General features: G+C 60.6%; 28 protein-coding genes. 11 read left to right on the forward strand and 17 right to left on the reverse strand.

Annotated elements, in window-relative coordinates:
* Positions 1-22: 22 nt before the first annotated feature.
* Complete coding sequence (locus HNR59_RS11150; protein WP_183831542.1) at positions 23-268, reverse strand: zinc-finger domain-containing protein; 246 nt, start codon at positions 266-268, stop codon at positions 23-25.
* 166 nt (positions 269-434) lie between these two features.
* On the opposite strand from HNR59_RS11150, the gene HNR59_RS11155 reads away from it, so the two are divergent.
* Positions 435-2,636 (forward strand): RNA degradosome polyphosphate kinase, encoded by a 2,202-nt coding sequence (locus tag HNR59_RS11155; RefSeq protein WP_183829916.1) that lies wholly within the window; start codon positions 435-437, stop codon positions 2,634-2,636.
* Positions 2,636-4,171 (forward strand): exopolyphosphatase, encoded by a 1,536-nt coding sequence (gene ppx, locus HNR59_RS11160; protein ID WP_183829919.1) that lies wholly within the window; start codon positions 2,636-2,638, stop codon positions 4,169-4,171. Before HNR59_RS11155 ends, ppx begins: the two co-directional genes overlap by 1 nt.
* A gap of 8 nt (positions 4,172-4,179) precedes the next feature.
* Here the strand turns inward: ppx and HNR59_RS11165 are convergent, their stop codons facing one another.
* From HNR59_RS11165 to moaA, 8 genes are all read right to left on the reverse strand, one after another.
* A complete protein-coding gene (locus HNR59_RS11165; RefSeq protein WP_183829922.1) occupies positions 4,180-4,683 on the reverse strand; it encodes an Lrp/AsnC family transcriptional regulator in 504 nt (167 codons plus the stop codon).
* 173 nt (positions 4,684-4,856) lie between these two features.
* A complete protein-coding gene (locus HNR59_RS11170; RefSeq protein WP_183829924.1) occupies positions 4,857-5,726 on the reverse strand; it encodes an NAD(P)-dependent oxidoreductase in 870 nt (289 codons plus the stop codon).
* A 61-nt stretch (positions 5,727-5,787) separates the two neighbouring features.
* On the reverse strand, positions 5,788-6,612 hold the full coding sequence (locus HNR59_RS11175) for an ABC transporter permease (protein ID WP_425488644.1): 825 nt from the start codon (positions 6,610-6,612) through the stop codon (positions 5,788-5,790).
* 2 nt (positions 6,613-6,614) lie between these two features.
* Complete coding sequence (locus HNR59_RS11180) at positions 6,615-7,328, reverse strand: ABC transporter permease (protein WP_183829930.1); 714 nt, start codon at positions 7,326-7,328, stop codon at positions 6,615-6,617.
* Between the two features lie 442 nt (positions 7,329-7,770).
* On the reverse strand, positions 7,771-8,280 hold the full coding sequence (gene mobB / locus HNR59_RS11185; RefSeq protein WP_183829933.1) for a molybdopterin-guanine dinucleotide biosynthesis protein B: 510 nt from the start codon (positions 8,278-8,280) through the stop codon (positions 7,771-7,773).
* On the reverse strand, positions 8,277-8,894 hold the full coding sequence (mobA, locus tag HNR59_RS11190; RefSeq protein ID WP_183829936.1) for a molybdenum cofactor guanylyltransferase MobA: 618 nt from the start codon (positions 8,892-8,894) through the stop codon (positions 8,277-8,279). Before mobA ends, mobB begins: the two co-directional genes overlap by 4 nt.
* Before the next feature lie 14 nt (positions 8,895-8,908).
* The gene (locus tag HNR59_RS11195) at positions 8,909-9,829 is read right to left on the reverse strand and encodes a DMT family transporter (RefSeq protein ID WP_183829939.1); all 921 of its coding nucleotides are present in this window, start codon (positions 9,827-9,829) and stop codon (positions 8,909-8,911) included.
* Positions 9,830-9,912: 83 nt separating this feature from the next.
* The gene (moaA, locus tag HNR59_RS11200; RefSeq protein WP_183829941.1) at positions 9,913-10,908 is read right to left on the reverse strand and encodes a GTP 3',8-cyclase MoaA; all 996 of its coding nucleotides are present in this window, start codon (positions 10,906-10,908) and stop codon (positions 9,913-9,915) included.
* A 186-nt stretch (positions 10,909-11,094) separates the two neighbouring features.
* Between moaA and HNR59_RS11205 the strand changes: the two genes are divergently transcribed.
* On the forward strand, positions 11,095-11,451 hold the full coding sequence (locus HNR59_RS11205; RefSeq protein WP_183829945.1) for a gamma-butyrobetaine hydroxylase family protein: 357 nt from the start codon (positions 11,095-11,097) through the stop codon (positions 11,449-11,451).
* Positions 11,452-11,509: 58 nt separating this feature from the next.
* Here HNR59_RS11205 and HNR59_RS11210 read toward each other — a convergent pair whose 3' ends face one another.
* On the reverse strand, positions 11,510-11,971 hold the full coding sequence (locus tag HNR59_RS11210; RefSeq protein WP_183829949.1) for a MarR family winged helix-turn-helix transcriptional regulator: 462 nt from the start codon (positions 11,969-11,971) through the stop codon (positions 11,510-11,512).
* Positions 11,972-12,019: 48 nt separating this feature from the next.
* Between HNR59_RS11210 and HNR59_RS11215 the strand changes: the two genes are divergently transcribed.
* Positions 12,020-12,937: an alpha/beta hydrolase gene (locus HNR59_RS11215; protein WP_183829951.1), complete on the forward strand. Its 918-nt coding sequence runs from the start codon at positions 12,020-12,022 to the stop codon at positions 12,935-12,937.
* A 29-nt stretch (positions 12,938-12,966) separates the two neighbouring features.
* On the opposite strand, the gene HNR59_RS11220 is transcribed toward HNR59_RS11215, so the two are convergent.
* Positions 12,967-13,356, reverse strand: coding sequence for a rhodanese-like domain-containing protein (locus HNR59_RS11220; RefSeq protein ID WP_183829954.1), 390 nt, complete (start codon positions 13,354-13,356; stop codon positions 12,967-12,969).
* Positions 13,357-13,557: 201 nt separating this feature from the next.
* Here HNR59_RS11220 and HNR59_RS11225 point away from each other — a divergent pair, with 201 nt between their 5' ends.
* Entirely contained in the window at positions 13,558-15,417 is a 1,860-nt protein-coding gene (locus HNR59_RS11225; protein ID WP_183829956.1) for a L,D-transpeptidase family protein, read from the forward strand.
* 13 nt (positions 15,418-15,430) lie between these two features.
* Here the strand turns inward: HNR59_RS11225 and HNR59_RS11230 are convergent, their stop codons facing one another.
* Both HNR59_RS11230 and HNR59_RS11235 read right to left on the reverse strand, forming a co-directional pair.
* Positions 15,431-16,627, reverse strand: a complete 1,197-nt coding sequence (locus HNR59_RS11230) for a GNAT family N-acetyltransferase (RefSeq protein WP_183829959.1) — start codon at positions 16,625-16,627, stop codon at positions 15,431-15,433.
* Positions 16,628-16,741: 114 nt separating this feature from the next.
* Positions 16,742-16,954 carry a DUF2842 domain-containing protein gene (locus HNR59_RS11235; RefSeq protein WP_183829962.1) on the reverse strand — a complete coding sequence of 71 codons (213 nt, stop codon included), beginning with the start codon at positions 16,952-16,954 and terminating at the stop codon, positions 16,742-16,744.
* Positions 16,955-17,207: 253 nt separating this feature from the next.
* Between HNR59_RS11235 and HNR59_RS11240 the strand changes: the two genes are divergently transcribed.
* Positions 17,208-18,302: a COX15/CtaA family protein gene (locus tag HNR59_RS11240; protein WP_183829965.1), complete on the forward strand. Its 1,095-nt coding sequence runs from the start codon at positions 17,208-17,210 to the stop codon at positions 18,300-18,302.
* Here HNR59_RS11240 and HNR59_RS11245 read toward each other — a convergent pair.
* From HNR59_RS11245 to speB, 3 genes are read right to left on the reverse strand one after another with little or no spacing between them, the layout of a single operon-like run.
* Positions 18,286-19,128, reverse strand: coding sequence for an aminoglycoside phosphotransferase family protein (locus HNR59_RS11245; protein WP_183829968.1), 843 nt, complete (start codon positions 19,126-19,128; stop codon positions 18,286-18,288). The two genes, HNR59_RS11240 and HNR59_RS11245, sit on opposite strands and share 17 nt — an antisense overlap.
* Complete coding sequence (argC, locus tag HNR59_RS11250) at positions 19,125-20,069, reverse strand: N-acetyl-gamma-glutamyl-phosphate reductase (protein WP_183829971.1); 945 nt, start codon at positions 20,067-20,069, stop codon at positions 19,125-19,127. The genes HNR59_RS11245 and argC overlap by 4 nt, the downstream gene beginning before the upstream one ends.
* A gap of 40 nt (positions 20,070-20,109) precedes the next feature.
* A complete protein-coding gene (speB, locus tag HNR59_RS11255) occupies positions 20,110-21,099 on the reverse strand; it encodes an agmatinase (protein ID WP_183829974.1) in 990 nt (329 codons plus the stop codon).
* Positions 21,100-21,278: 179 nt separating this feature from the next.
* On the opposite strand from speB, the gene HNR59_RS11260 reads away from it, so the two are divergent.
* Positions 21,279-22,571: a DUF445 domain-containing protein gene (locus HNR59_RS11260; protein ID WP_183829977.1), complete on the forward strand. Its 1,293-nt coding sequence runs from the start codon at positions 21,279-21,281 to the stop codon at positions 22,569-22,571.
* A 163-nt stretch (positions 22,572-22,734) separates the two neighbouring features.
* Positions 22,735-23,232 (forward strand): MaoC family dehydratase, encoded by a 498-nt coding sequence (locus HNR59_RS11265; RefSeq protein WP_183829979.1) that lies wholly within the window; start codon positions 22,735-22,737, stop codon positions 23,230-23,232.
* A gap of 10 nt (positions 23,233-23,242) precedes the next feature.
* Here the strand turns inward: HNR59_RS11265 and HNR59_RS11270 are convergent, their stop codons facing one another.
* On the reverse strand, positions 23,243-23,938 hold the full coding sequence (locus HNR59_RS11270) for a fumarylacetoacetate hydrolase family protein (RefSeq protein WP_183831544.1): 696 nt from the start codon (positions 23,936-23,938) through the stop codon (positions 23,243-23,245).
* 204 nt (positions 23,939-24,142) lie between these two features.
* On the opposite strand from HNR59_RS11270, the gene serS reads away from it, so the two are divergent.
* The 3 genes from serS to HNR59_RS11285 are packed head-to-tail and all read left to right on the forward strand — an operon-like array spanning position 24,143 to position 26,850.
* On the forward strand, positions 24,143-25,447 hold the full coding sequence (gene serS / locus HNR59_RS11275) for a serine--tRNA ligase (RefSeq protein ID WP_183829982.1): 1,305 nt from the start codon (positions 24,143-24,145) through the stop codon (positions 25,445-25,447).
* Complete coding sequence (gene surE / locus HNR59_RS11280) at positions 25,448-26,206, forward strand: 5'/3'-nucleotidase SurE (protein ID WP_183829985.1); 759 nt, start codon at positions 25,448-25,450, stop codon at positions 26,204-26,206.
* A complete protein-coding gene (locus tag HNR59_RS11285) occupies positions 26,203-26,850 on the forward strand; it encodes a protein-L-isoaspartate(D-aspartate) O-methyltransferase (protein ID WP_183829988.1) in 648 nt (215 codons plus the stop codon). The genes surE and HNR59_RS11285 overlap by 4 nt, the downstream gene beginning before the upstream one ends.
* Positions 26,851-26,980 lie beyond the last annotated feature (130 nt).

Here is a 26,980-nt window from a genome sequence, read left to right on the forward strand (position 1 = left end):
ATGGGTTCCGGCCGTTTGCCGCTCAGGCGGCCCGGTCGATATAGGCGCAGCCGGCGGGGATGGTTACGTCTGCAGCGAGGGCCGCATTGTAGCGGTACAGCGTCGAGCAGTAGGGGCAAACCTTCTCGTCATCCGCGCCCATGTCCAGAAACACATGCGGATGATCGTACGGAGAGGTCGCTCCCACGCACATGAATTCCTTGACGCCGATCTCGATCGCTGCGTGACCCTGATCGTTCTGGAAGTGGGGAATGATACCGCCAGCCATCATCGTCTCCTTCGAGCTGTTATCCAGCGTTTGGATCATAACAGGGTTCTTTGCAAGGCTTGTGAAATCAAACTGTCGTAAAACCCTGCCAGAGGATAATGTGAAACAATGTAGCCGGCTGGCGGTGTGACGGGTTTCACGCCGGCAGAGGCAGGAAAGCGGGGATATGAGCGGATTGAGGCCAAAACAGGCAGAGTTCACGACATCTGAGGTCGCGGCAACAGAGAGCGGCAACCCTGATCGTTTCGTCAATCGTGAGTTTTCGTGGTTGCAGTTCAACCGCCGCGTGCTTGAGGAGGCCCGCAACGAACGCCACCCGCTTCTCGAACGTGTCCGCTTCCTTTCCATATCCGCCGCAAATCTCGACGAGTTCTTCATGGTGCGTGTCGCGGGTCTGGCCGGGCAGGTGCGGCAGCGCATCAGCCTGAAAAGCCCGGACGGACGCACCCCGGAGCAGCAACTCGAACAGGTGTTGCGCGAAGTTGAGCGCCTGCAGGCTGACCAGCAGAAGGTGCTGGCGGAACTGATGGCACGTCTCGACGCGGAAGGCATCGAAACGGTCAGCGTTTCTGCGCTTGCCAAGGACGAAAAGGTCTGGCTGGAAGAGTATTTCCGCGAGCAGGTGTTTCCGGTTCTGACCCCGCTGTCGATCGACCCCGCGCACCCTTTTCCCTTCATCCCGAACCTTGGTTTCTCCATGGCGCTGCAGCTGCGCCATCTGCGGGAAGGCGAGGAAATGAGCGCGCTTCTGCGTCTGCCGCCGGCGTTGAAGCGCTATGTCCGCCTGCCTGATCGCAAGACCCGCATTCGGTTCGTTCCGCTTGAGGATGTGGTCGGTCTCTATATCGGACGCCTGTTCCCCGGTTACGAGGTCAAGGGTTCGGGCACCTTCCAGATCATCCGCGACAGTGACATCGAAGTCGAGGAAGAATCCGAAGATCTGGTGCGTCTGTTTGAGACCGCGCTGAAGCGCCGTCGGCGCGGCTCGGTCATCCGCATCGAGTTCGACAGCCGCATGCCGGAAAGCCTGCGTGAATTCGTGGCGGGAGAGCTTGGGGTTGCCGGCAACCGCGTCAGCGTCATCGAGGGGCCGCTGGCGCTCAGCCAGATTTCGGAGATTGTCTCCATTGCGCGCGACGACCTGAAATATACGCCCTACAATCCACGGTTTCCTGAGCGCATTCGCGAGCATGGCGGCGATTGCTTCGCGGCCATCCGTGAGAAGGATATCGTCGTCCACCACCCATATGAATCTTTCGATGTGGTGGTGCAGTTCCTGCGTCAGGCAGCGGTCGACCCCGAAGTCGTTGCAATCAAGCAGACGCTTTACAGAACCTCCAACGACAGCCCGATCGTGCGCGCGCTGATAGATGCGGCCGAGGCCGGAAAATCCGTGACCGCGCTTGTCGAGCTCAAGGCACGGTTCGATGAAGAGGCGAACATTCGCTGGGCTCGCGATCTGGAACGGGCCGGCGTGCAGGTCGTGTTCGGCTTTCTGGAGCTGAAGACGCACGCCAAGATGTCTTCCGTGGTGCGGCGCGAGGATGGCAAGCTGCGCAATTACGTTCATCTGGGCACCGGCAACTACCACCCGATCACGGCGCGTATCTATACGGACCTGTCCTTCTTCACCTGCGACCCGAAGATGGCGAGTGACGTCGCTCAGATATTCAATTTCATCACCGGATATGCTGAGCCGACAGACGAAATGGCGATCGCGCTTTCGCCCTATACCCTGCGCAGTCGCATTCTCGGGCATATCGAAAACGAGATCGCCCATGCCAGGGCAGGGCGCCCGGCGCGAATCTGGATGAAGATGAACTCGCTGGTCGATCCGCAGGTGATCGATGCGCTGTACGATGCCAGCAGTGCCGGCGTGGAGATCGACATCGTCGTGCGCGGCATCTGCTGCCTGCGGCCGCAGGTGCCGGGGCTGTCGGAGAACATCCGGGCAAAATCGATTGTTGGCCGCTTCCTTGAACACAGCCGCATCTATTGCTTCGGCAACGGACACGGCCTGCCGTCGGATGAGGCCATCGTCTATATCAGCTCGGCCGATCTGATGCCGCGCAATCTCGACCGCCGCGTCGAAACGATGGTGCCGATCACCAATCCCACCGTGCATGAGCAGATTCTCGGACAGATCATGCTGGGTAATCTGGTGGACAACCAGCAAAGTTTCGAAGTATTGCCGGATGGCACATCGCGCCGGGTGACGATTGAAGAGGGCGAGGAGCCGTTCAATGCGCAGGAATATTTCATGACCAATCCCAGCCTTTCCGGACGGGGTGATGCCTTGAAACTGCATGCGCCGAAGCGGATCGCGCAGTTCAAGCGCCGCAAGAAAACTGATCCGACGACCAGCTGATGATTGCTGCATCTCAGGGCCGGCTTCAGGACCGGCGCCCGGTTTCGATCATCGATATCGGATCGAATTCCATACGCCTCGTTGTCTATGAAGGACTGGCGCGGTCTCCCACCATGCTGTTCAACGAGAAGATGCTGGCGGGTCTGGGCCGCGGCATCGTCTCCACCGGCAAGCTCGATCCTGAAGCGGTTACCAGGGCGATGGAAGAGTTCCGGCGCTTTCGCAGCCTTTCCGAGCAGGCGGGCGCCGTTCACATGCATGTGCTGGCCACGGCGGCCGCGCGCGAGGCTGAAAACGGCCCGGATTTCATCCGCCGGGCGGAAGATGTGCTCGGCACGGAAGTTCACGTGCTCAGTGGCCGGCAGGAAGCTTATTATTCGGCGCTCGGCGTCATCTCGGGCTTTGAACCTGCAAATGGTATTGCAGGCGATCTCGGCGGTGGCAGCCTCGAACTTGTCGATGTTGCGGGCACGACCATCGGCGACGGCATTACGCTGCCTCTGGGCGGCCTTCGCCTGCAGGATATGGCAGGCAATTCGCTGGAAGTGGCAACCAAGATTGCGCGCATAGAGGTGGCCAGAGCAAAGCTTCTCAAGGCGGGGCAGGGGCGCACCTTCTATGCCGTGGGCGGCACCTGGCGAAATCTCGCCCGCCTCCATATGGAGAAGACGGGATATCCGCTTGGCGTGATGCATCACTATGAGATCGACCCCGCCAGCGCGATGTCCTTTCTCAAGCAGGTCGCCAAGGGAAATATCGAACGCATCAAGGGCATCGAAGGCGTGTCGAAGGCTCGCCGTGCGCTGTTGCCGTATGGCGCCATCGTTCAGAAGGAAATCATCACCGCGATGAAGCCGTCGCGCATCATCGTGTCGGCGGTCGGCGTGCGTGAGGGCTATCTCCATTCCCTTCTGCCGGCTGCGGAACAGACGGCAGATCCGCTGCTTTCAGCCTGCGAGGAGCTTGCACGGCTGCGCTCGCGCTCGTTCACTCACGTTCGTGAACTTGTCGAGTGGACGAGCGAGTCCTTCCGGACGTTCGGCATAGAGGAAACGGTTAATGAGGCGCGCTACCGGAAAGCCGCCTGTCTGCTGGCCGACATTGGCTGGAGAGCGCATCCGGAATATCGTGGAACACAGTCGCTCAACATCATCGCCCATGCTGCGTTTCTTGGCGTCGATCATCCGGGGCGCGCCTATCTGGCGCTGACGAATCTGTTCCGGCATGAGGGGCTTTTCAGCGGGCTGGCGCCAGCGTTCCATGAACTGGCAACGCCGCGCTATCTTGAGCGGGCGCGGATTCTGGCCGGTGCGATGCGGGTGGTTTACCTGCTTTCGGCGGCAATGCCCGGCGTCATACCGCAACTCCGATGGCGAAAGCGCGATGACGGCGTTCTCGCTCTGGTCATTCCGAAGAATCTCTCCGGCCTTTATGGCGAGCGACCGGCGGCGCGTGTCACCCAGCTCGGAAAAGTCCTGGGGCTGCGTATGGTTCTGGCTGTTGAAGGGCAACCGGACGTGATCGTCGCCAAGTAAGGCGGCGATCAGGCCATTTCCGGTTTCATGCCGAGCGCTGTGCGATCCACGACTTCACGCAACGCAAAGGAAGAGTTGATGCGCGTGACATGCGGCATCGCCGACAACCACTCCTTGTGGATGCGTTCGTAGTCCGCGAGGTCACGGGCAGCGATGCGCAGTATGTAATCGTACTCGCCCGACATCAGATGGCAGGACAGCACATTCGGGCAGCGTTTGATGGCAGCCTCGAAATCCGACAGCGTTTTTTCAAACTGCCCGGAAAGGGAGATGTGGACGATCACCGTCGTGTGATGCCCGAGCGCCGCATTCGACAGCCGCGCATGGTACCCCCGGATCGTGCCGGAGCGCTCCAGATTGTCGAGGCGACGCGAACAGGCGGACTGTGACAGCCCGACCTTCTCGGCCAGCGCCGCATTGGGAATGCGCCCGTCCTTCTGCAACGTATCGAGAATAGCGATATCGATGCGGTCGAGTGTTGCTTTTCGTGGTTCTTGCGATGCACTTGCCATGGGATGCGATGATTAGCGGATTAAATGATACGAACAAGCAAGAAAACCGCGTGGACACAGCTAAAGCATGGTGCCGGGAAGCAAGAGCCTGTTTTGAGGAAACAACGTATTCCGGAACACCTTGAGCAGATAGCATTCTTCGGGAGCGCGCGATCTGCCTGAGTGCCGGCCATTTACCGTTCCAGACGCGCCAGAAGCGAAGACGTATCCCAGCGATTGCCGCCCATGTCCTGCACGTCTTTGTAGAACTGGTCGATCAGGGCCGTCACCGGCAGTTTTGCGCCATTTCGGTCGGCTTCATCGAGGCAGATCCCAAGGTCCTTGCGCATCCAGTCCACTGCGAAGCCAAAATCATACTTGCCTTCGTTCATGGTCTTATGGCGGTTCTCCATCTGCCACGAGCCTGCCGCGCCCTTGGAGATGACGTCGACCACTTTTTCGATGTCGAGACCGGCCTTCTTGCCGAAATGGATGCCTTCTGCCAGTCCCTGCACCAGTCCCGCAATCGCGATCTGATTGATCATCTTTGTGAGCTGGCCGGCGCCCGCTGGTCCCATCAGGCCCACCATTCGGGCGAAGGATTCAATCACCGGGCGAGCATGGTCAAAAGCGGCCTGCTCGCCGCCGACCATGACTGTCAGAACGCCATTTTCAGCGCCGGCCTGACCACCGGACACGGGAGCATCGAGAAAGGAAAAACCGGCTTTATCCGCGTGAGCGGCGAGTTCGCGTGCCACCTGCGCCGACGCCGTAGTGTTGTCGATGAAAATAGCACCCTTCTTCATGCTCTGGAATGCGCCGTCAGGGCCGATCGTTACCGAACGGAGATCATCATCATTGCCGACGCAGGAGAACACAAAATCCTTGTCGCGCGCGGCTTCAGCCGGTGTGGCGGCGAACCTGCCGCCATGCTCGGCCACCCAGCGCTCTGCTTTGGCCCCGGTGCGGTTGTAGACCGTGACGTCATGGCCTCCCTTGTTTTTCAGATGGGCGGCCATTGGATAGCCCATGACGCCCAGACCGAGGAAAGCCACTGTTGCCATTGTTCAATATCCTTTCATGCGAAGCGATGCCGCTCGCGGGCCGCATCGATGCGTGGGAGAATCAGCGCTTGAGATGTCGTGTAATGCGTTTTTCGATCCATTCCACTGCGTGGCGCAATGTTTCAACGATCAGCAGATAGATGATTGCAGCCCACAGATAAGACTGGAAATCGAAAGTACGCGAATAGACGAGACGGGTCACGCCCATGAGGTCGTACACGGTGATGATGGCGACGATGGCCGACCCTTTGATCATCAGGATCAGCTCGTTGCCGTAGGGACGCAGCGCTACGATCAGTGCCTGTGGCAGGATGATCTTACGCAGCGTTATCAGCCGCGGCAGACCAAGAGAGTTCGCGCCTTCCCATTGGCCCTTCGGCACGCTGGCGATGGCGCCGCGCAGGATTTCCGCCTGATAGGCTGCGGTGTTGAGCGAAAAGGCGAAAAGGGCGCAATTGAAGGCGTCGCGGAAGAAGAACCACAGGCCGACCGCCTCGAACTGCGCGCGGAAGGATCCGAACCCGTAATAGATCAGGAAGGCCTGTGCCAGCAGCGGCGTGCCGCGGAAGAAATAGACATAGGCATAGGCGAGGGCAGCGATGAACGGATTGCGCGAAGTACGTGCATAGGCGATCGGCACCGACAGCACCGCGCCGATCACGACGGACAGCCCGACCAGTTTGAGCGTAACCCAGACACCGGAGACATAGCTGGGCGCATAACGCCAGAACATGTCTGGTTTCCACGCAGACACCAGATAGGCGATCAGGCCGATGAAAACCACGATCCACAGCGATACGAGCGCATAGCCGATGATGCGCTGGCGCGGCCATCCGCGTGCAGGCGGTGGCGGACGCAGCACTTCTTTGGTGCTCCTGCTCGTCATGATCATCGCTGCACCTCCTGCCGGCCGACACGACGCTCGATCAGGCCGATGCCGATGGAGGAGATGATGGCGAGGCCGAGATAGATCAGCGTCGCGAGGCCGAAGAAGAGAAATGCCTGCTTGCTCACCCGCGCTGCGACGCCAGCCTGCCGCAATATGTCAGTAAGCCCGATGGCCGAAACCAGCGACGTATCTTTCAGCAGAATGAGCCAGAGATTGGCGAGGCCTGGCAGGGCAATGCGGATAAGCTGCGGCACAACGACAAGCCGCATGGTCTGGAACTTCGACAGGCCGATTGCATATCCGCCTTCATACTGGCCCTGAGGGATGGCCCTGAATGCGGAAAGGAAAACTTCGCTGGCATAGGAAGAAAACACCACGCCAAGCGCGATCATGCCGGATACGAAGCTGTTCACCTCCACGCTGGCGCCGGGGCTGAAGAACTTCACAACCTGCTGGATGCCGATCTGGGCACCGTAGAAGACGAGAAACAGCGTCAGCAATTCGGGCAGGCCCCGGAAGATGGTCGTGTAGATGTTGGCTGCCAGCCTGAGCGAGCGCTCCTGAGACTGCTTGGCAACCGCGATCAGAAAACCGATCAGCAATCCGAGCGGCAGAGTGGCCAGAGCAAGGCTGACAGTGATGAAAACACCATACGCAATCTCGTCCAGCCAGCCTTCCGGCCCCCAACTGAGCAGCGTCCAAACGCTTTGCATTATCCCGCCCGTGCCTGCTGTTTGAATGGTCTGTTATCATGCCAGCCGGATCGAAGCCGGCAAACATACCTTGAAGTGCCAGCAGGCTTGCCCGGTTTCCGTCTCAGGGAAGTGAGCACGCCTGCTGATGAAGCTCAATAAGCCGGATACAACAAGAGGAAACCCGCGGCGGGCCTGTCTACGACTGCCTGAAGCGTATTTACGGCTGCTGCCGGACAGCTTTCGTCTACTGAGGCAACCGGCGCAGTTTCCATAGTTCGCATAGTGTTCCCTATCGTTATTGTGAATGCCTGTTCGGCATCTTCGCGTGGCTCTCGCGGCCGCTGGGTGGCAAGATATTCCCATTGTTTTTGCTGGAAAAGCAACCGCTAAAACCATTGATGCAGATTGCAGCGCAACACGTTCAGGGGCGGTGCGGAGACGTGCTGGAGGGAGGCGGGAGTCAGGGATTGAGGCCGGTAACTTTCTCGATAAAGCTCGCGATAGCCGGGATGTCGTCAATGTCGAATACCGGCAGTGTCTCGCCGGGCTGGGGATGATCTGCGGCGATGGCCACGATGTTGGGATCGTTTATGGAAAGCGGCGTGTGTTCGCGCGCACCGCGTCGGCGTGCCTCGATCTTGAGCTGCGATTCGCGCTTGTAGCCCTCGACAAGCACGAGGTCGCATTCTGCCAGCCGTTCGAGAATGTCATCGAGCGATGGTTCCGCTTCTCCGGCCAGCTCGTGCATCAATGCCCAGCGCAGGCCCGATACGATGGCGACTTCACCTGCACCGGCGGCGCGATGGCGATAGCTGTCGGTCCCTTCCTTGTCGATGTCGAAGCCGTGATGCGCGTGCTTGACGGTGGAAATTTTCCAGCCGCGCCCGACGAGTTCCGCCACAAGCCGTTCCGTGAGGGTCGTTTTCCCGGAATTCTTCCATCCGGTGATGCCAAAGACACGGTGTTTCATGCGCTGCCTTCTCTGACGATCCGTTCCGCCTCGGCAAGATTTTCCGGCGTATTGATGTTGAAGAAGGGATCGGCCCCGCCATTTGACTGGAAATCCACCGCAACGCTGGACCGCGCCTCAATGAAGCCGAACACCCTGCGCCCGCCCTGAAGCAGATAAGATCGTAGCGGCGAGGCCATCGCCTTGGGCCAAAGGGCAAATGTCGGGTGGTCACGCTCACCGGCGCGCGAAACGGCGATCGTATCCGCTGTGGTGTCGGCAGCAAGCGCGAGGCGGCTGACCAGATCCTGCGGAAAGAACGGCGTATCGCCAGCGACAGTGACCAGTGCGCGGACCGAATCCTGCTTCTCTATCCATTCGAGGCCGGCCAGAACGCCGGCCAGCGGGCCGACATAGCCTTCGATGGTGTCGGGCAATATGGGCAGGCCGATATCAGAAAAACGGGTCGGATCGCCGTTGGCGCTAAGGCTGAGCGTGGCGACCTGCGGCCGGATCCGTTCAATCACATGGCGCAGAATTGGCTTGCCGGACAATTCCAGCAGGCATTTGTCGCCGCCGCCCATGCGGCTCGACAATCCACCAGCCAGGATGATGCCTGCAATGTTCTGCACCATGGTTTTCAGCTGTCCTATATGCCGTCGGGTCCCATGCTGGGGCCGGCGCTCTTGGCCGCGGTCTCGTATCGGCCGACCGTGCGCTCGCGGTAAAGCGTGTAAAGGCCGGAGGCAACGATGATCGTTGCGCCGAGAATCATCAGCATATCTGGCAGTTCGGAAAAAATGATGATCCCAAGCAGGATGGATGACAAAAGCGAGGTGTAGCGGAAGGGGGATATGAACGACACCTCGCCCACTCGCATGGCCATGATGATGAAATGATAACCGAGCAGCAGAAGCATGGCTCCCAGCGCCATCAGCGCCAGATTGCGGGTTTCTATCGGCGTCCAGCCCCCCATCGGCGCGAGGAGAAGTGCGCCCGTGGCCGTGACCACGATCGACGTGACCGTGGATACGAGCAAGGTCGGGATATTGTCGGGCAGCTTGCTGGTGGCCAGATCGCGCACCGTGCAGCAGAATACGCTGGCGAGCGCATAGAGGGAATAGGAGCTGAAGCCTTCATATCCGGGGCGGACGGTGATCACCACGCCTATGAAGCCGGCGCATATCGCTATCCAGCGCCGCCAGCCGACAGTTTGTCCGAACGCCAGCGCCGCCCCCATGGTCACCGCCAGTGGCAGCGCCTGCAGAATGGCTGACACATTTGCGATCGGCAATTGGGACAGCGCCATGAGAAAGGTGACGGTAGCTGCGACTTCACTGACAGCCCGAATTGCGACCAGCGGCTGAAGCAGCAGGCGCATCTGCGAGAACGCACCGCTTCGCCAACTTATGAGCGTGATTGTCGTTGATGCGAAAATTCCACGCACAAGCATAACTTGCGCCAGATTCATGGATTCTGACATCAGCTTGGTGATGGCATCGTTGATGGTGAAGCCGATCATCGCGACGACCATGTAAAGCGCGCCGCGCATATTGTCAGAAAGATTCAAGAAACCGGTCCCCTCATACTCCCGCGCCCACGCTAGCAGGCGTTGCGGGCACGGCAATGGCCCATGAGGGGGAAACTTACCGGTCAGCCACCGGTAACGCTCATGTGGCGCGAAACAGAGGGACGGTTGGTGCGGCGGTCGATGATGAAATCATGCCCCTTCGGCTTGCGGCCGATGGCTTCATCGATAGCGGCGGAAAGCAGCTCATTGCCCTCCGATGCGCGCAGCGGTGCGCGCAAATCCGCTGCGTCGTCCTGACCGAGGCACATATAGAGGGTGCCGGTGCAGGTGAGGCGCACGCGGTTGCAGCTTTCGCAGAAATTATGGGTCATCGGCGTGATGAAGCCCAGCCTTCCGCCTGTTTCCGCCACCTCTACATAACGGGCGGGGCCGCCGGTCTTGAATGGAATGTCGGTGAGCGTGAACTGTCTCTCAAGCTGCGCGCGCAGAACCGAAAGGGGCAGATACTGGTCGGTGCGGTCTGCCTCGATCTCACCCATCGGCATGGTTTCGATGACGGTCATGTCCATGCCGCGCCCGTGCGCCCAGCGCAGCATGTCAGGCATTTCGATGTCGTTGAAGCCACGCAGCGCCACGGCGTTGATCTTGACCTTCAGGCCGGCAGCTTGCGCGGCATCTATGCCGGCCATGACCTTGTCCAGATGACCCCAGCGCGTGATTGCATGGAATTTTTCCGCGTCGAGCGTATCCAGCGACACGTTGATGCGGCGCACGCCGGCATCCGCCAGTTCGCCTGCGAAACGCGACAATTGCGAGCCGTTGGTCGTCAAAGTCAGTTCTTCAAGGGCGCCGCTTTTCAGATGTCGCGAAAGCTCGCGCACCAGATGCATGATGTTCTTGCGCACGAGCGGCTCTCCACCGGTAAGTCGAAGCTTACGCACGCCCTTTTCGATGAAGATGGTGCAGAGCCGGTCCAGTTCCTCCAGCGACAGCAGATCCTTTCGCGGCAGGAATGCCATGTCCTCGGCCATGCAGTACACGCAGCGGAAATCGCAGCGGTCTGTCACCGATATGCGAAGATAGCTGATATGGCGACCGAAGGGGTCGATCATGTCCATTGCGCATTCCCATCTTCCGCCCGCGCAGCCGTTCTCGTGGCCGGCGCAGGCGTTATATACTCCTATGTGATACGAAGCGGCTTGCCATTCAAGGTGAATTGGCTTGCGTATCAGACTTAATCTTCAGCTGTGGCGGGCCGTGCGCGGTTATTGTAGACGGATGCATCCCAAAGGAGAGAGGCTGCCATGACCGCCCCATCGGAACTCAGGGTCTCGAAGGACCGCAAAACGCTGTTCGTGACATTTCCGGGCGCGGAGCCGATCGAACTGCCGGCGGAGATGCTGCGGGTGCTGTCGCCTTCGGCCGAAGTGCAGGGCCATTCGCCCGAGCAGCGTGTCACGGTTCCCGGCAAGCGCGAAGTGGCCATCACCCGCATCGATCCTGTCGGCAACTATGCCGTCCGCATCACCTTCGACGATTTCCACGATACCGGGATCTTTACCTGGATCTACCTTGCCGAACTCGGCCGGGAAAAGGAAGCCCGCTGGCAGGCTTATCTGGACGAACTCGCCGCGAAGGGGCTGTCCCGCGATGGGAGATAATCAAAATCATTGATTATCAGTATGTTGAGGATGATTTCTCACGTTTTCAAGGAAGAGTTCAACCTTCGCGGGCCTTGTCCAGAACCTCGGTGATGCGCCGCATCTGGTCGCCCATCATGTCGCAGTGTTCCGGCGAGGTTCCGGCCATCGCGATCTCGATGAGCCCCGTGTAGATCGTGAGCGATTCCATGAGCAGCGCCGTGCCGTCTTCGGTGAGGGACAGGCGCAATATGCGCTTGTCCTTCGGGTCGCCCTCGCGCCGCACCAGCCGGCGCTTTTCAAGCTGCGGCAACAGCATTGTGATGTTGGAACGGCCGACGAGCAGCTTGCGCGCCAGATCGTGCTGCGACATGCCGGGATGGCGATAAAGGTTCATCAGCACGTCGAGCTGGGCAGGCTTCAGGTCGAGCGGGGCCAGCCTGGCAGCCAGGGTGCGTTCCAGCGCATGACACGCGCGTGCCACTGCCACCCAGTTGCGAAAGCGGGGATTGTCCCAGGGAAGCTCTTGTTTATTGTTCATTCTTGAACTATCATTGTTCATCATTGAACCAGTTTTGGATTTTGCACTATGGCACCAATTCAGCCGAAGGTCATCCGGTGCATGTTCGGTATCGGTGAGAGAGTGGCTCCCGGTCTTACTGGCCGCGCCGCTTTTGCACTGTTTTCGAGAACACCCAACCCCGGCAAGCTGACCGCGGGTGAGAGCAGGGCGGTGAGCAGTGCCACAGGGTTCATGAAGGAGGCGCGCCACCATATGATGGAAACGCGCACGGGGCGCGTGGCGGCTTATGAATTCAGCCCTGAGCCTTCATCGGCCGGACAGGATACGGTTCTGGTCGTCCACGGCTGGCGTTCGCGGACTGAATATATGCGATGGCTCATCGCCGGCTATCGCGATGCCGGTTACCGAGTGGTGTCACTGGATCTGCCGGGGCATGGGCGGTCAGAAGGGCGTAAGCTCACCATGTTCAATGCGCTCGATACCGTAAGGGTGGCCTCCGACCGTTTCGGCCCGTTCGCCGCGGTTGTCGGCCATTCGTTTGGCGGGGCCGTTGCCTTGAATGCCATAGCCGGCTCCATTCCGGGCATTGCGCCTTTGTCGGCTAAGCGCCTTGTGCTGGTTGCCGCTCCGAATTCCATTCCCGCTGTGTTTGAAGGTTTTAGTCAGGCCCTCAATGTCGGACCGAGATCGCAAAGTGCGATGTCGCGGCGCCTGCATCGGATGGCTGGTCGCCCGCTCAGTGATTTCATCGGCGACCGGCAACTGGCGCAATTACAGGTGCCCACGCTTGTCGTGCATGCGCCGGATGATCGCGAGGTTCCCGCCGAACAGGCGCAGGCCTTCACGAAGGCCGGGCCGCATGTGCAGATCTACTGGGCTGAAGGACTGGGACACAGGCGGATCCTCGCCGATCCCGCGGTTGTCGAACGGTCGGTGGATTTCGTCGCCCGCGCGCAGCCCGTACCTGTCGCGCTGGCAAACTGACGCTCAGGTTCTTGCCTTATGATCGGGCTTTAATTGGGGGCCGGCTCGACCGGCAGTCCTGCCTTTTTCCATGCCCCGAAACCGCCTTCGATGTGCTTGACCGGCTCCAGTCCCATATCCTGCGCGGTCTTGGCCGCCAGAGCGGAGCGCCAGCCGCCGGCGCAGAAAAACACGAAGGTGTTTCCGGTTGCGAAGAATGGCTTGTGGTACGGGCTTTCCGGATCGATCCAGAATTCCAGCATGCCGCGCGTGCAATGCCGCGCGCCGGGAATATTGCCCTCCCGCTCGATCTCGCGCGGGTCGCGCAGGTCGACGAATGTGATCCCGTCGGCCGATAGAAGCTCGGCGGCGGCCTCGGGCGAAATGGCTTCCACCTCGGCATTGGCCTCGTCCAGCAAGGCGCGGAAACCCTTCTTCATGCAAATCTCCTCCCGAATGTGCATCAGTCTGGATTGATGGCACAGCAAGCCGGTGCTGGCCACCCATGTCCGGATGTCAGACAAACAGGAATTTCAGATAAATTTAACCAAATCGCCGTGAATCATTATAGTCGCGAACATGTGCCGGGCTGCTCTCGCAGTTTGGCGCCGCGGTGATGTTGTCAAAGCAGGTGGTCATTCATGCAGCGATCGGGAACACGGATGCGGCTTGTTCCGGCATGTCTGGTTGGGGCCGGTCTTGTGCTGGGAGCCTCTCCGGTAAATGCCCAGAACCTGCTGGACATGCTGTTCGGAGGTCCGGCCAAACGCCATTCCGCCCCTTTACAGGGTGAATTTCCGCCGCCGCCGAAACCCAGACAGGCGGCCCCGATCACCAAAATATCGAGCCCGGGCTACAACACCTACAAGGCCGACAAGCTGACGCGCGTGGATTTTTCCGCGCTGACCGACGCGCCGCAAAAAGCCTCGTTTACGCCGGTAGCGGAAAAGGACGACTTTCGTCAGGCTCTTACGGGCCTCGAAGGCTATAATCTGCTGGCCGAGCCGGCCATAGCGAAGGCCCTGATCGAGCATTACAGCGCGCATCCTGATTTCATCTGGATCTCGAATGGCGCCATTGATGACAAGGCCCGCGAAGCCATCCGCGTGCTGGGCGAAGCGGAGAGCCATGGCTTCTCGCCTGCCGACTATTCCATCGCGGTTCCGGTCGCAGAGGCCGGCGCCGACGAGGCCGCGCGGCGGGCCGATCTGATCCGTTTCGAGATGGCGCTGTCGGCGAGGGCGCTGCGATATGTGCGGGACGCACGGCAGGGGCGTGTGCAGCCGAACCGCATTTCCGGCTATTATGATTTTCCAGAAAAGCCTATAAATCTGAAGGGGGTACTCGGAATTCTTTCCAACACGCGCGAGGTGCGCGCCTATCTGGAATCACGGCATCCGCAAAATCCGGAATATGAGGCGCTGCGGGTCGAGCTTGAGACGCTTGAGGTGAGCGTGGAGAACGAGATCCTCGTCGATCCCGCATTGCTGTTGAAGCCGGGCCAGTCCAGTCCCGAACTGCCGAAGCTGCTGACGCTGATCGGGCGCGGGCATCTCACCGATGACATGCGCGCCAGCTATGGCGAGACGATTGCGCGGCTGGGCGGCGGCGAAACCTACGATCCCGAACTGGTGCCGCTGTTCATGGAAGTTCAGAAAAATGCGGGGTTGAAACCGGACGGCGTCATCGGATCGCGCACCGTGGCGGCACTGGCGGGCGAATCCAGGGCCAGCCGGCAGGAAAAGGTGCGGATCGCGATGGAGCAGATCCGCTGGCTGCCTTCCGATCTCGGCAGCCCGCGCGTGTTCATCAACCAGCCCGCATTCACGGCCAGCTATATCGAGGGCGGCGAGGAGAAGCTGAAGACGCGAACCGTCATTGGCGGAACCGGCAACCAGACCAGCTTCTTCTTCGACGAGATAAAGCAGGTGGATTACAACCCTTACTGGGGGGTGCCGCAGTCCATCATCGTCAACGAGATGCTGCCGAGGCTGCGCAACGATCCCGGCTATCTCGACCGCGCGGGCTACGAAGTCACCGATTCCAAGGGAAAGCGCATCCCTTCATCTTCGATCAACTGGTCGCAATATGGCGGAAAGGTTCCGTTCAACGTGCGGCAGGCGCCCAGCGAGGCCAATGCGCTGGGCGAACTCAAGATCCTGTTTCCCAACAAGCACGCCATTTACATGCATGACACGCCGCAAAAATCCTACTTCGAGCGTGACATGCGCGCCCTGAGCCATGGCTGCGTGCGTTTGCAGGACCCGCGCGGCATGGCCGCCGCCGTGCTCGGCACCTCGGTGGAGCATGTGGCCGAAAAGCTCGGCAAGGGGCATTCCACCGAGAAGGTGACGCGCAGGATTCCCGTCTATGTCGCCTACTTCACCGCATGGCCCGACATGGCCGGCAAGGTGGAATATTTCGGCGATGTCTATGGGCGTGATGCGCGATTGCGTCAGGCGATCGAAGCAACCGAGGCAGTGCGCGCACCTGCCAGCTGATCGCTATGGCCAGCTAATCGCTATCCTTCTTCGCCGGACGCCCGGCCAGTATGCGGCGCATGGTTTTCAGCAGCGGCCATAGCGTCGGGCTTTGCTTGAGGCGTGTCTTGAGGCGGACCTTCTGCCTGTGGGCGAATGCATAGGCCTTGCCGGCGGCTGTCAGCGGGATCAGCGTTTCCAGATAGCGGATTTCGGTATCGCACCATTGCCGCTTGTAGGGTTCGTCGCCGATGGAAAAATCATAAACCGTAAACCCCTGTTCGCTCGCTTCCCGGATATTGTCGAAAAACAGGAAGTTGCCGGGGCTCAGATGACAGAGCTCATCTTCCGAGATGGAGCCGAATTCGCAGATCAGACGATTTCCGCAACGGCTCGACCCGGTGATGGCGCGCAGCTTTCCGGCCACTTCGAGCCCGTGCAACACGAAAGGCGGGGAGGGCTCCCTAAGCGATTCGGCAAACAGGTTGCGAAAGAACGCACGCACATCGGGCGGCGCAAAGACATCGGTGATCCCCATGCTGGCAAAGCGGGCCGCCTTCATCTCGAAAAAGGCGTCAAGAAGCCTGTCCACTTCCTCTGAATTCGTCGCCTCGATACGCTGGCAGGTGCCCGCGGCCGCGAATTTGCGTGCCTGCGAGCGGTATCTCTTGTGTTTTCCCCGGCCTTCGGGGCTGGCGATCATCACCTCGAAGCCGCCGGAGAGGTCCACGGCCAGCGAAATATCGGGGCTGTCGAACGGGCGAAAGGCGCGCAGCGGATTGGGTCGGGATAGGGGCATTGCATCGCTGGCCGGGAGAAGCCGGTCGAGCAGCACCACGTCGATTGCGGGGCGGAAGCCGGCCAGCTCATCGAATAGTGCGGCAAATACGGCGGGGCCTGCGTGATCGAGCCACACAGGGTCGGTCGCCGGAAAATTGCCGTTGGCATGACAGCCGCCCATGAATCTTGCAATCAGCAGCGGTCCGAGGGCGACGATCTCCAGAGCCAGCGCAAACACCGGACGCCCGTCAACGCTCAGTGTGGCGATGATGCTGGTGTCCGGATGGTGCCGGCTCCAGTTCCGCACCCAAAGCGGTCCCTGCGGCGGAGCATGAACAGCAACGTCGCAAAGCTGCTCATAGTTGCGAAGAGCGCTCTCCGAGGCCAGCGAGACGGAAGCGGTTTCCCTCCGAGGCTGGCCATCCCTGCTGAATGGCGCTGCTGCGTCCATCAGTTCCCCGTCCCTGTTCGCGTCACCATTCTGCACGCAATGCAGGCAATCAATGCACGAAATGTTGAAGAACCGGGAAACCGGCTTGGTAAGCGGAGCGGCGAGGGATGAGCGTCAGCCCCGTTTGGGTTCGCTGACCATCCATTTTATGATGACCATTGCCGGCAGGATCCAGACGAGGCCGCCGATCAGGAAGAACAAAAGATGCGCGATGGGGCCGGATTGCGAGAGCTGCGCGACCGCGATCATCGTGGCGAGCAGGGAATAGACGACGACGAGAAGCACCAGAAGAATCGTTCCGATCAGCTTTTTGAGGCGAACTGGCATCTGGTCGTCCTTTCCGTTGCATTCGCATAGGCCCTGCAGGAAGCTGACGCAAGATGAAGTGGCGCGACGGCGTGCCGCGCCGCCCGGTCTTGCCAGCCAACGCGCCATGGTCCACCAATCCGCCGCCCGGGCACGGTGATGCGCGTCGTCGTCGACACGCCACAAGAGCCCCGACGTTTTGACTGGCCATCGGAACAGGCTGGAAGCCGGTTCGATTTTCTGTCCGATGCGCTGAAACTGCTGGAGAGACGCAATGGCTGTCGACGCCGATTACGCATCTGCCTTGCCTGACCGGGATCGCCTCTTGCGAAACCGGGCGCAGGTGCGTTTCTGGCTCTACAGCATTCTGGTGGTGCTGTTCGCGCTGATCCTCGTTGGCGGCGCGACGCGCATGACGGGTTCCGGCCTGTCGATCACCGAATGGAAGCCCATTCATGGCGTCATTCCGCCGCTCAATGTGGAGGAGTGGCAGGAGGAGTTCCTGAAATACCAGCAGATTCCCCAATATGAGAAAATCAACCATGGCATGAGCCTCGATGAGTTCAAGACCATCTTCTGGTGGGAGTGGGCGCACCGGCTTCTGGCACGTGGGGTCGGCTTCCTGTTCGCCATTCCGCTGATCTTCTTCTGGGCAACGCGGCGGGTGGAGCGCGGGCTGACGCCGAAGCTGATTGGCATACTCGCTCTGGGCGGACTTCAGGGCGCAATTGGCTGGTGGATGGTCGCGTCGGGATTGGTCGAGCGTGTCAATGTCAGCCAGTACCGGCTCGCCACGCATCTCACGCTGGCTTCGCTGATATTCATGGCCACGATGGTGGTGGCGCGCGGACTGGCGCCGCACTCGCAGGGCGCTGCCGACCGCGGAACCCAGCGGATGGCCGGCATCCTCGTTCTGCTGATCATGGTGCAGATCTATCTGGGCGGTCTGGTCGCCGGGCTGCATGCGGGACTGAGCTACACGACATGGCCGCTGATGGACGGCAGGATCATCCCCGGCGACCTGCTGATCCTGGAGCCGGTGTGGCGCAATTTCTTTGAAAGCCCCAAGACCGTGCAGTTCGTGCACCGCATCGGCGCCTATACGCTGTTCGTGGTGGCGCTGTGGCACATGATCTCCACCGGGCGACGCCTTCCGGGCACCACGCATTCGCGTCGCGCCGTATTCCTGTTCATTCTGGTGCTGATACAGGCCATCATCGGCATCGCCACGCTGGTTCTGGAAGTGCCGATGCATGCGGCGCTGACGCATCAGGGATTCGCGCTGGTGGTGCTGGGTTTCGCCGCTGCGCATTGGCGCGGCACCAGGGGCGCTTACCCGCTCCCCGGAGAGGTCAGAACCGTTTCCTGACCTCCCGGACCGCAGAGGCGACAGCCAGTTCCCGGTTTTCGTCTGCTGCATTGCCGTCTTCGTGATGCCAGGCGGCCGAAAGGCAGCCATAGGCGAAGGCATGGTCGAGGAGCCGGCGCGGGTCCTGTTGCATTGCCTGCGCAAGCTGGCCGGCCATGCGCCCTATGCGTTCGGGGTCGAGGCACAGATCGTCCCGTTCCAGCGGGTTGAAAAACAGGTTTGCGGCATCGAAGCCGGGTTCGCCCAACACGCCCTTCGGGTCTATGGCGAGCCAGCCGCGCGGCCCTTCCAGAATATTTTCGTGATGCAGGTCGCCATGCAGCGGGCGCACGTCGCTTACGGTGTCGAGAAGCCGCTGCGCCAGTTCCGCCGCCTGCACATAGATCGAGTCGATGCCGGCTGCGCGATCCTGTTTTGCCTTGGTAAACAAGGCTTCATAGCGCTCGGCCAGCGGCTGCAACTGCGGCGGGGCAGGGTGCGCGCCGGGTGTGTGCAGACGGACAATGATGTCGGCTGCGATGTCGGTGGCTGCCGCATCGCCCTGAGCGTCGAGCACATCGGTCAGATGCCGCTCGCCGGCATATTCGATCAGCATCCGATGCCCGTCCTGATCGATCAGGCGAACAAGCCCGACGCCGTTGCGCCAGGCAAGCAGATGTGCGCCGCGCAACTCGTCGTCCACATCATCGAAGGGCTTGAGGTCCTTGACGACGGCAATCGAACCGTCGCCACACGTGACCTTCCAGACGCGGCTGCTGAACGTATCCGCGATCAGCCGCGCCGTCCTGATGTTCCAGCGATCCGGAAATGCCGGCGTCTGTATCAAACGCCTTTGCCGGTCATCGAGCCGATCATCAGGTCGAGATTCTGCACGGCAGCACCCGACGCACCCTTGCCGAGATTGTCGTAGACAGCAATCAGAAGGGCCTGTGCGCGGTCGTCATTGGCGAAGACATAGACCTTCATCCTGTTGGTGCCGTTGTAGAGCTCCGGATCGATGTCCGGAACGCGCTCGACCTGCTCGTAAGGCGCGACTTCCACCACGGAGCCCGGAATGGCCGCGTAGTGGTCGGCAATGGCTGCGTGCAGCTCTGCACCACTCGGAATGTAATCCAGCGTTCCCAGTTGCAGCGGCACGACGGTGATCATGCCCTGAGCGAAATTGCCGATCGCCGGTTGCAAGATCGGATCGCGACTGAGGCGGCCATAGGTCCTGATCTCGGGAATATGCTTGTGCTGAAGCGAAAGCCCGTAGGGGAAGAATTCGCAGGCGCTTTCGCCCTTCGCCTCATAATCCTCGATCATGGTGCGCCCGCCGCCGGAATAGCCGGTGATGCCGTTGATGGTGACCGGGAAATCGGCGGGCAGCAGCTCTGCCTCCACAAGCGGCCGGAGCGTGGCAATGGGGCCCTGCGGCCAGCAGCCCGGATTGGCGACGCGCTTTGCCGCGGCGATGCGGGCTGGCTGGTCCCTGTCCAGTTCAGCGAAACCGTAGTCCCAGCCTTCGGCCACCCGGTGGGCGGTCGAGGCGTCTATGACGCGCGTGGTGTCGTTGGCGATCAGCGACACGCTTTCGCGCGCCGCATCGTCCGGCAGGCACAGGATGGCGATGTCGGCGGCGTTGAGATACTCCGCGCGCGCTTCCTTTTCCTTGCGGCGTTCGGTCGGCACGGAAATGATGTCAAGATCGCCGCGCCCGGCCAGCAGCGTGCGGATCTGGAGCCCGGTGGTGCCGTGTTCGCCGTCAATGAAGATTTTCGGTTTCATTCCTGTGTGCCTGCTCGTATCCGCCTGAATGCCGGCAGGACTAAATGTCCTGCCCGTGATGGATGTTGTTTGCGACGTTGTCCTGTTTTGCCTTCCGTTCCGCCAGCAGGCCGAGATAGTGCATGGCGATCATGGAACCGGCTATAGAGGTAATATCGGCATGGTCGTATGCCGGCGCAACCTCTACGACATCGGCACCCACGATGTCGACCTGTCCAAGCTTGCGCAGGGTGGAGAGCATGCGCGCGGAGGACGGGCCGCCGGCGACCGGCGTTCCTGTTCCGGGCGCATAAGCCGGATCGAGGCAATCGATGTCGAACGTCAGATAGGTCTTGCGGCCGCCCGTGCGTTCCACGATCGCGTAGGCGATCTCGGCGGCGCGCATTTCCTCCACCTCATAGCCGTGCAGGATCTTGATCCCGAACGTTTCCGGCGCGTGGGTGCGGATGCCGATCTGGATCGAGCGGTCCGGGTCGATGATGCCTTCCTTTACCGCGCGGCCGACGAAGGAACCGTGATCGATACGCTTGCCGTCATCCGGCCAGGTATCCTGATGCGCATCGAACTGCACCAGCGCCAGCGGGCCGTGAATGGCCGCATGCGCCTTCAGCAGCGGCCATGTAATGAAATGATCCCCGCCCAGCGTAAGCAGGAAGGCGCCCGATTTCAGGATTTTTGCGGCCTCGCGCTCGATTGTGGCCGGCGTTTTATTGTGGTTGCCGCTGTCCAGCAGGCAATCGCCATAGTCCACCACGGCGAGATCCTCGAACAGATCGCGCGAGAACGGATATTGCGGGTCGTTGTCGAGTATGGCCGAGGCGCGGCGGATGGCCTGCGGTCCGAATCGCGCCCCGGGGCGGTTGGTGACAGCGGCATCGAAGGGAATGCCCCAAACCACCGCATCGGCGCCCGACACGTTCTTGGTGAGCTTGCGGCGCATGAAGGACAGCGCGCCGGCATAGGTGGGATCGGAAGCTGCGCCTCGTCTGGTGCGCGCAGTAAACGCGTAGTCGATTGTCCTCGAAGACATGCTTGCTCCTTGAACTTCCTTTTCGCAGTGCAACAACTACAGAAACGAGATGCAACTTGCCAGCGCCTCGTTGGTTAAGGTCGCACACACGATTTTTGAAAGATTGCCCTTCTACCTTTTACCCGCCGCCTGACATGTTTGCGCAAGGCACGGCGGGAAAACAACGGAACCCTGAAGCGATGACAAATCCCACAGCAGATGTTTTGCGCGATGGTCCGGTTGCGGAGGATGCGGCGAAGATCGCTGCCCTGCGGCGCACGAAATTCGTGGCCGCCATGGCCCTGCTGTTTTGCGTGGCGCTGTTTGCCGTGGCGAAGCTTCTGCAACCGGCCTATCCGGCGATGGGCGTGGTTGCCGCTTTCGCCGAAGCGGCAACCATTGGCGGGCTGGCCGACTGGTATGCGGTGGTGGCGCTGTTCCGGCGGCCGCTTGGGCTGCCGATCCCGCACACGGCGATCATCCCTTCCAACCAGACCCGCATTGCCGACAATCTCGGCCGGTTCATTGAGGTCAATTTTCTGGCGCCCGGACCGGTTCGCGAAAAACTGAAGGAGGTGGATTTCGCAGCACTCGTCGCGGACTGGCTGGCGGACGAAAAACGCTCGGCCGGCCTGTCGCGATTTGTCGGCCGGCTGGTGCCGCAGATGCTCGCCGCCGTCGAGCAATCCGGACTGCGGGATTTCGTGGGCAAACGCCTGACGGACGAACTGGAGAAGGTGAAGGTGGCGCCGCTCGCCGCAGACCTTCTGTCCGCCTTCACCCATGATCGGGGCCACCAGAAGCTGTTCGATGAATTGGTGCGGGCCGTTTCGGGCTTTCTCGCCGATGAGCGAGCTCTGGAAGCCATGCGCGAAAAGATCCGCGCCGAATTGCCGACGCTTTTCAACCTCTTCCGCGCGGACGCTTATCTTCTGAAAAAGATCGTGGCTTCCGCAGTGACGCTTCTGGAGGATGTTCAGGCCGACCCCGCGCACCCGCTGCGCGACGAGTTCGACCGCTTTGTCGAGGGCTTCATCGTTCGCCTGAAAACGTCCGGGGACTATGCCGAGCGCGCGGAGAAGCTGAAGCGGGATCTGCTGGCGCGGCCGGAAATGCGCGGACTGATCTCCACCATGTGGGCCAGCCTGCGCGATTTCATCGAGCAGGGAGCGGATGGCAAGGGAGGGGCGATCCAGTCGCATCTCACCAACATGTTCGTGGAGATCGGGCGCCATCTGGCCGAGGATCCCAAGGTGAAGGCGGATATGAACGCAGGCTTCGTCGTGGCGCTCGCCGCCTTCGTGGAAAGCCAGAAGAGCGGCGTGTCGACCTTCATCGCCGATCAGGTCAAGCGCTGGGATCTGGCGCAGCTTACGCGCCTGATCGAGATCAACATTGGCAGGGACCTGCAATATATCCGTTTCAACGGCATGATCGTCGGAGGTATTGCCGGCATAGCGCTTTATGTGTTCGAGAGTATTTTTCTTTCATAGGGCAACCAAATCCATCCGTATGGTTTTAGAAGAATCTGATTCTTCGGGAGTTCGATCTTCCGGAATGAATCGATAGATTCGACAGCGTTTCCAAAATTGCCACACTGAAGCGCTTATAGTAGCCATAACCGGATTTGATGAAGGCATATGCTGGAAAGGCGGAATGGACAGACGGCCACCGACATTCGATGAACTGAAGAGCATGATCGGCCACGAGCTTGGCGTTTCCGGCTGGACGATTGTGGACCAGTCGCGGATCGACCAGTTTGCCGATTGTACGGGCGATCGCCAGTGGCTGCATACGGATCCCGAGCGGGCGAGGCGGGAAAGCCCGCTGCGCGTCACCATTGCCCATGGCTATCTGACGCTGTCGATCGTCGGCGCGCTTTGCCATGAACTCGGCGCGATCCCGGAAAACACGCAGGCGGCATTCAATTACGGGCTCGACGAGGTGCGTTTTCTTGCGCCGGTGCGGGTCGGCTCGCGTGTCCGCCTGCGCGCGACCTTGCTTTCCATGGAAGACAAGGCGCCGGGGCAGTATCTGATGAAGTTCCTCAACACCATCGATATCGAGGGCGAGGAAACACCGGCACTGACCGCAGAAACACTTGTGATGTTCTATGAAAGACGCCGAAAGCCGCGCCGGCGCCCTTCATCCTAGCGGACGGCCTTTATCGCCGGGCGGCGATTTCCAGCTCGACCACGCCAATGTTTTCGATCTCGCCACTGAGGCGGTCGCCTGCGACCACGGGGCCGACGCCGGATGGCGTGCCGGTGAAGATCAGGTCTCCGGGCTGCAATTCCACTGCCTGGCTGCAAATCGCCACGATATCCGGCACAGGCCAGATCATCTCGGCCAGATCTCCCTGCTGGCGCGTTTCTCCATTGACGGAAAGCCGGATCCGTCCGCTGTGCGGAATGCTGTTGCGATCCGCCGGGGTAAGTGGGCCGCAAGGGGCCGAATGATCGAACGCTTTCGCCCAGTCCCACGGCCTGCCGGCCTTCTTCGCCACATCCTGAAGGTCACGGCGGGTCAGGTCGATCCCCACGCCATAACCCCAGATATGGTCGGCCGCAGCATCGCGGCCAATATTCACGCCGCGCTCGCCGATGGCCACCACCAGCTCGATTTCGTGATGAAGGTTTTCTGTCGCAAGGGGGTAGGGGATCACGGTGCCGGAATCCACGACCGCATCGGCTGGCTTTGTGAAGAAAAAGGGCGGGTCGCGCTCGTCATTGCCCATTTCGCGGATATGGGCGGCATAATTTCGCCCCACACAAAATATGCGCCGGACCGGAAAACGCTGCTGGCTGTTCCGGATCGCCACGGAAGGAGTGGCAGGCAGGGGAAGCGCGAAATCAGTCATCTTGTCGTGCAGCTTTCTGTTGCGACGTGATTCTTTCAGGCGGGTATCGACCCTTGACAGATTTGTCCTGTTTGCCCGGAGGGGCAAGAAGTGATGGCGGGAATTGCGCCAATGCGCGAAAATTTGACCCGCTTGCAGGTCCCAAGCTTGAAACGTCTCCGGATGCGGTTTAGGCGATGACACTTCACCAAGGAACGGCCTGCCATGCTTGACATCAAGTGGATTCGCGAGAACCCCAACGCTCTGGTTGAAGCGCTGAAGAAGCGCTCCTGGTCGCAGGCGGATGCGCAGTCGACGGTCGATGAGATCGTTGCCGGTGACGAGGCGCGCCGCGCTCATGTGCTGAAGCTGCAGCAGGCGCAGGAACGCCGCAACGCCGCCTCGAAGGAGATCGGCAAGGCCATGGCCGCAAAGGACATGGATCTGGCCGAAAAGCTGAAGGCCGAGGTGGGGGACATCAAGTCCTTCATTCAGGATGGCGAGGCGGAGGAGCGCCGTCTCGACAAGGCGCTCAACGATGCACTGGCGGTGATCCCGAACCTGCCGCTGGACAATGTGCCGGTCGGCAAGGACGAGAACGACAATGTCGAGTTGCGCAAGGTCGGCAAGGTGCCGGTGCCTGCGAACTGGACGCGCGAGCATTTCGACATCGGCGAAGGGCTCGGCATGATGGATTTCGAGTGCGCCGCGCGCCTTTCCGGTTCGCGCTTCACCGTGCTGAGGGGCCAGCTTGCGCGGCTGGAGCGTGCGCTTGGCCAGTTCATGCTGGATCTTCACACCACCGAGCACGGCTACACAGAGGTTCAGGTGCCACTGCTGGTGCGCGATGACGCGCTGTTCGGTACCGGTAACCTGCCGAAGTTCGAGGAAGACCTGTTTTTCGTGCCGCATGGCGATGGCAGGCTCGGCCTCATTCCCACCTCCGAGGTGCCGCTCACCAATCTGGTGCGCGAGGAGATCACGGCGCACGAAAAGCTGCCGCTGCGTTTCACCTCGCTAACGCCCTGCTTCCGTTCAGAAGCCGGGTCGGCCGGGCGTGACACCCGCGGTATGTTGCGCCAGCACCAGTTCTACAAGGTCGAGATGGTGTCGATCACCGATGCCGACAGCTCGATCGAGGAACATGAGCGCATGACGGCCTGCGCCGAGGATGTGCTCAAGCGCCTCGACCTGCCGTTCCGCACCGTGGTTCTGTGCACCGGCGATATGGGCTTTGGCGCACGCCGCACGCACGACATCGAGGTGTGGCTGCCAGGGCAGAAGACCTATCGCGAAATTTCGTCCTGCTCCGTCTGCGGGGACTTTCAGGCGCGCCGCATGAACGCCCGCTACAAGGACAAGGATGGCAAGGGCAACCTCTTTATCCATACGCTCAACGGTTCGGGGGTGGCGGTGGGCCGTGCGCTTATCGCTGTCATGGAAAATTACCAGAACGAGGATGGCTCGATCACTGTCCCTGACGTTCTGCGGCCCTATATGGGCGGCCTCGAAAAGATAGAAGTGAGATAGATGCGTATTCTGCTTACGAACGACGACGGTATCCACGCCGAGGGTCTTCAGTCACTGGAACGCGTCGCCCGCACCCTTTCGGACGATGTGTGGGTGGTGGCACCTGAAAACGACCAGTCCGGCTATGCACACTCGCTGTCGATTTCGGAACCGCTGCGCCTGCGTAAGATCGGCGAGAAGCGGTTCGCCGTGCGCGGCACCCCCACCGATTGCGTGATCATGGGCGCGCGCAAGGTGCTGCCGGGCCTTCCCGATCTTGTTCTGTCAGGCATCAATTCCGGCTCCAACATCGCCGATGACGTGACCTATTCAGGAACGGTGGCCGGTGCGATGGAGGGAACCCTTCTCGGCATTCGCTCGATCGCGCTCAGCCAGTCCTACACGCATGATGGCGAGGAGCGCGTCGTGCCATATGAGACCGCCGAGGCACTGGCTCCGGATCTTTTGAAGAAGCTGCTGGCGATGCCGCATCAGGAAGGTGTGCTCATCAACATCAACTTCCCAAAATGTGCCGCGCAGGATGTGAAGGGTACGCAGGTGACATCGCAGGGCAAGGTCGTCCACCGCCTGTGGATCGACGAGCGCCGCGATGGCCGGGGGCTCCCTTATTACTGGATGCGGTTCGGCAGGGGCGAAAGCAACGGCAAGACCGGCACCGATATTCACGCCATCGAGAATGATTATGTTTCGGTCACTCCGCTGCAGCTCGATTTCACCGCATATGAAATCCGCGATCAGCTGACCAAGGCGCTTGCATGACAGATGAGGATCGCGAAGGGTTCGCAGCCTTCCTGCTTCGCCTGCGTGGCAAGGGAACAGTCCCGAAAGCTCTGATTGCCGCGATAGAAGCCACACCTCGCCGTGGCTTTCTGGCTCCCCAGTTCAGCAATGTCGCCTGGTCGGAACGCATGTTGCCGATCGAGTGCGGCGAGGCAATCGAAGGCGCGGACATTCAGGCAGCCATCATCGCGGCCATGGGGCTGGAGCCCGGGATGCGGATCATGGAGATCGGCACCGGCTCGGGCTACACGGCAGCCGTGATGTCAAGGCTGGCCGGCCGCATCATTACAGTCGAACGCTACAAGACGCTGGCCGAGCAGGCGCGGCAGCGTTTCGACGCGCTGGGCATTTCCAACGTCATCGTGCGCCATGCCGACGGTTCCAACGGTCTCCACAATGAAGGGCCTTTCGACCGCATCGTGGTGTGGGCTGCGTTCGAGAGCATCCCGCGTTTCCTGCTTGAACAATTGTCGAGCGGCGGACTTGTCATAGCGCCGGTCGGGCCGGCGGAAGGCGAGCAGCTCGTCGCCAAACTCACCAAGGTGGGCAGCCGCTTCGAGCGCGAAGACATCGGCGTGGTGCGTCTCCAGCCGCTTATCCCCGGAATTGCCTCGGTCATCTGATCAGCGTTTTTTAGGAAAATTTTACGCTGAATTGAATGGCTTAACCGACCAGTAACATTAACGCGCTTTAATCGTACCCAGTTCGTTCCGGGTCAGCGCGGGTCAGTGTCATGCAATTCAGCATTTTGAA

The sequence above is a fragment of the Aquamicrobium lusatiense genome (assembly GCF_014201615.1).
GTDB classification, from domain to species: domain Bacteria; phylum Pseudomonadota; class Alphaproteobacteria; order Rhizobiales; family Rhizobiaceae; genus Mesorhizobium; species Mesorhizobium lusatiense.

What these genes read in the sequence shown, in the direction of transcription:
- HNR59_RS11155 (WP_183829916.1), top strand. Translation starts at nt 435, where the DNA reads ATGAGCGGATTGAGGCCAAAACAGGCAGAGTTCACGACATCTGAGGTC.
- HNR59_RS11180 (WP_183829930.1), bottom strand. Translation starts at nt 7,328, where the DNA reads ATGCAAAGCGTTTGGACGCTGCTCAGTTGGGGGCCGGAAGGCTGGCTG.
- HNR59_RS11240 (WP_183829965.1), top strand. Translation starts at nt 17,208, where the DNA reads ATGGCTGTCGACGCCGATTACGCATCTGCCTTGCCTGACCGGGATCGC.
- HNR59_RS11215 (WP_183829951.1), top strand. Translation starts at nt 12,020, where the DNA reads ATGGCACCAATTCAGCCGAAGGTCATCCGGTGCATGTTCGGTATCGGT.
- HNR59_RS11220 (WP_183829954.1), bottom strand. Translation starts at nt 13,356, where the DNA reads ATGAAGAAGGGTTTCCGCGCCTTGCTGGACGAGGCCAATGCCGAGGTG.
- HNR59_RS11175 (WP_425488644.1), bottom strand. Translation starts at nt 6,612, where the DNA reads ATGACGAGCAGGAGCACCAAAGAAGTGCTGCGTCCGCCACCGCCTGCA.
- mobB (WP_183829933.1), bottom strand. Translation starts at nt 8,280, where the DNA reads ATGAAACACCGTGTCTTTGGCATCACCGGATGGAAGAATTCCGGGAAA.
- serS (WP_183829982.1), top strand. Translation starts at nt 24,143, where the DNA reads ATGCTTGACATCAAGTGGATTCGCGAGAACCCCAACGCTCTGGTTGAA.
- HNR59_RS11265 (WP_183829979.1), top strand. Translation starts at nt 22,735, where the DNA reads ATGGACAGACGGCCACCGACATTCGATGAACTGAAGAGCATGATCGGC.
- surE (WP_183829985.1), top strand. Translation starts at nt 25,448, where the DNA reads ATGCGTATTCTGCTTACGAACGACGACGGTATCCACGCCGAGGGTCTT.
- mobA (WP_183829936.1), bottom strand. Translation starts at nt 8,894, where the DNA reads ATGGTGCAGAACATTGCAGGCATCATCCTGGCTGGTGGATTGTCGAGC.
- HNR59_RS11170 (WP_183829924.1), bottom strand. Translation starts at nt 5,726, where the DNA reads ATGGCAACAGTGGCTTTCCTCGGTCTGGGCGTCATGGGCTATCCAATG.
- HNR59_RS11150 (WP_183831542.1), bottom strand. Translation starts at nt 268, where the DNA reads ATGGCTGGCGGTATCATTCCCCACTTCCAGAACGATCAGGGTCACGCA.
- HNR59_RS11235 (WP_183829962.1), bottom strand. Translation starts at nt 16,954, where the DNA reads ATGCCAGTTCGCCTCAAAAAGCTGATCGGAACGATTCTTCTGGTGCTT.
- HNR59_RS11205 (WP_183829945.1), top strand. Translation starts at nt 11,095, where the DNA reads ATGACCGCCCCATCGGAACTCAGGGTCTCGAAGGACCGCAAAACGCTG.
- HNR59_RS11210 (WP_183829949.1), bottom strand. Translation starts at nt 11,971, where the DNA reads ATGAACAATAAACAAGAGCTTCCCTGGGACAATCCCCGCTTTCGCAAC.
- ppx (WP_183829919.1), top strand. Translation starts at nt 2,636, where the DNA reads ATGATTGCTGCATCTCAGGGCCGGCTTCAGGACCGGCGCCCGGTTTCG.
- HNR59_RS11225 (WP_183829956.1), top strand. Translation starts at nt 13,558, where the DNA reads ATGCAGCGATCGGGAACACGGATGCGGCTTGTTCCGGCATGTCTGGTT.
- moaA (WP_183829941.1), bottom strand. Translation starts at nt 10,908, where the DNA reads ATGGACATGATCGACCCCTTCGGTCGCCATATCAGCTATCTTCGCATA.
- argC (WP_183829971.1), bottom strand. Translation starts at nt 20,069, where the DNA reads ATGAAACCGAAAATCTTCATTGACGGCGAACACGGCACCACCGGGCTC.
- HNR59_RS11270 (WP_183831544.1), bottom strand. Translation starts at nt 23,938, where the DNA reads ATGACTGATTTCGCGCTTCCCCTGCCTGCCACTCCTTCCGTGGCGATC.
- HNR59_RS11260 (WP_183829977.1), top strand. Translation starts at nt 21,279, where the DNA reads ATGACAAATCCCACAGCAGATGTTTTGCGCGATGGTCCGGTTGCGGAG.
- HNR59_RS11230 (WP_183829959.1), bottom strand. Translation starts at nt 16,627, where the DNA reads ATGGACGCAGCAGCGCCATTCAGCAGGGATGGCCAGCCTCGGAGGGAA.
- HNR59_RS11285 (WP_183829988.1), top strand. Translation starts at nt 26,203, where the DNA reads ATGACAGATGAGGATCGCGAAGGGTTCGCAGCCTTCCTGCTTCGCCTG.
- speB (WP_183829974.1), bottom strand. Translation starts at nt 21,099, where the DNA reads ATGTCTTCGAGGACAATCGACTACGCGTTTACTGCGCGCACCAGACGA.
- HNR59_RS11165 (WP_183829922.1), bottom strand. Translation starts at nt 4,683, where the DNA reads ATGGCAAGTGCATCGCAAGAACCACGAAAAGCAACACTCGACCGCATC.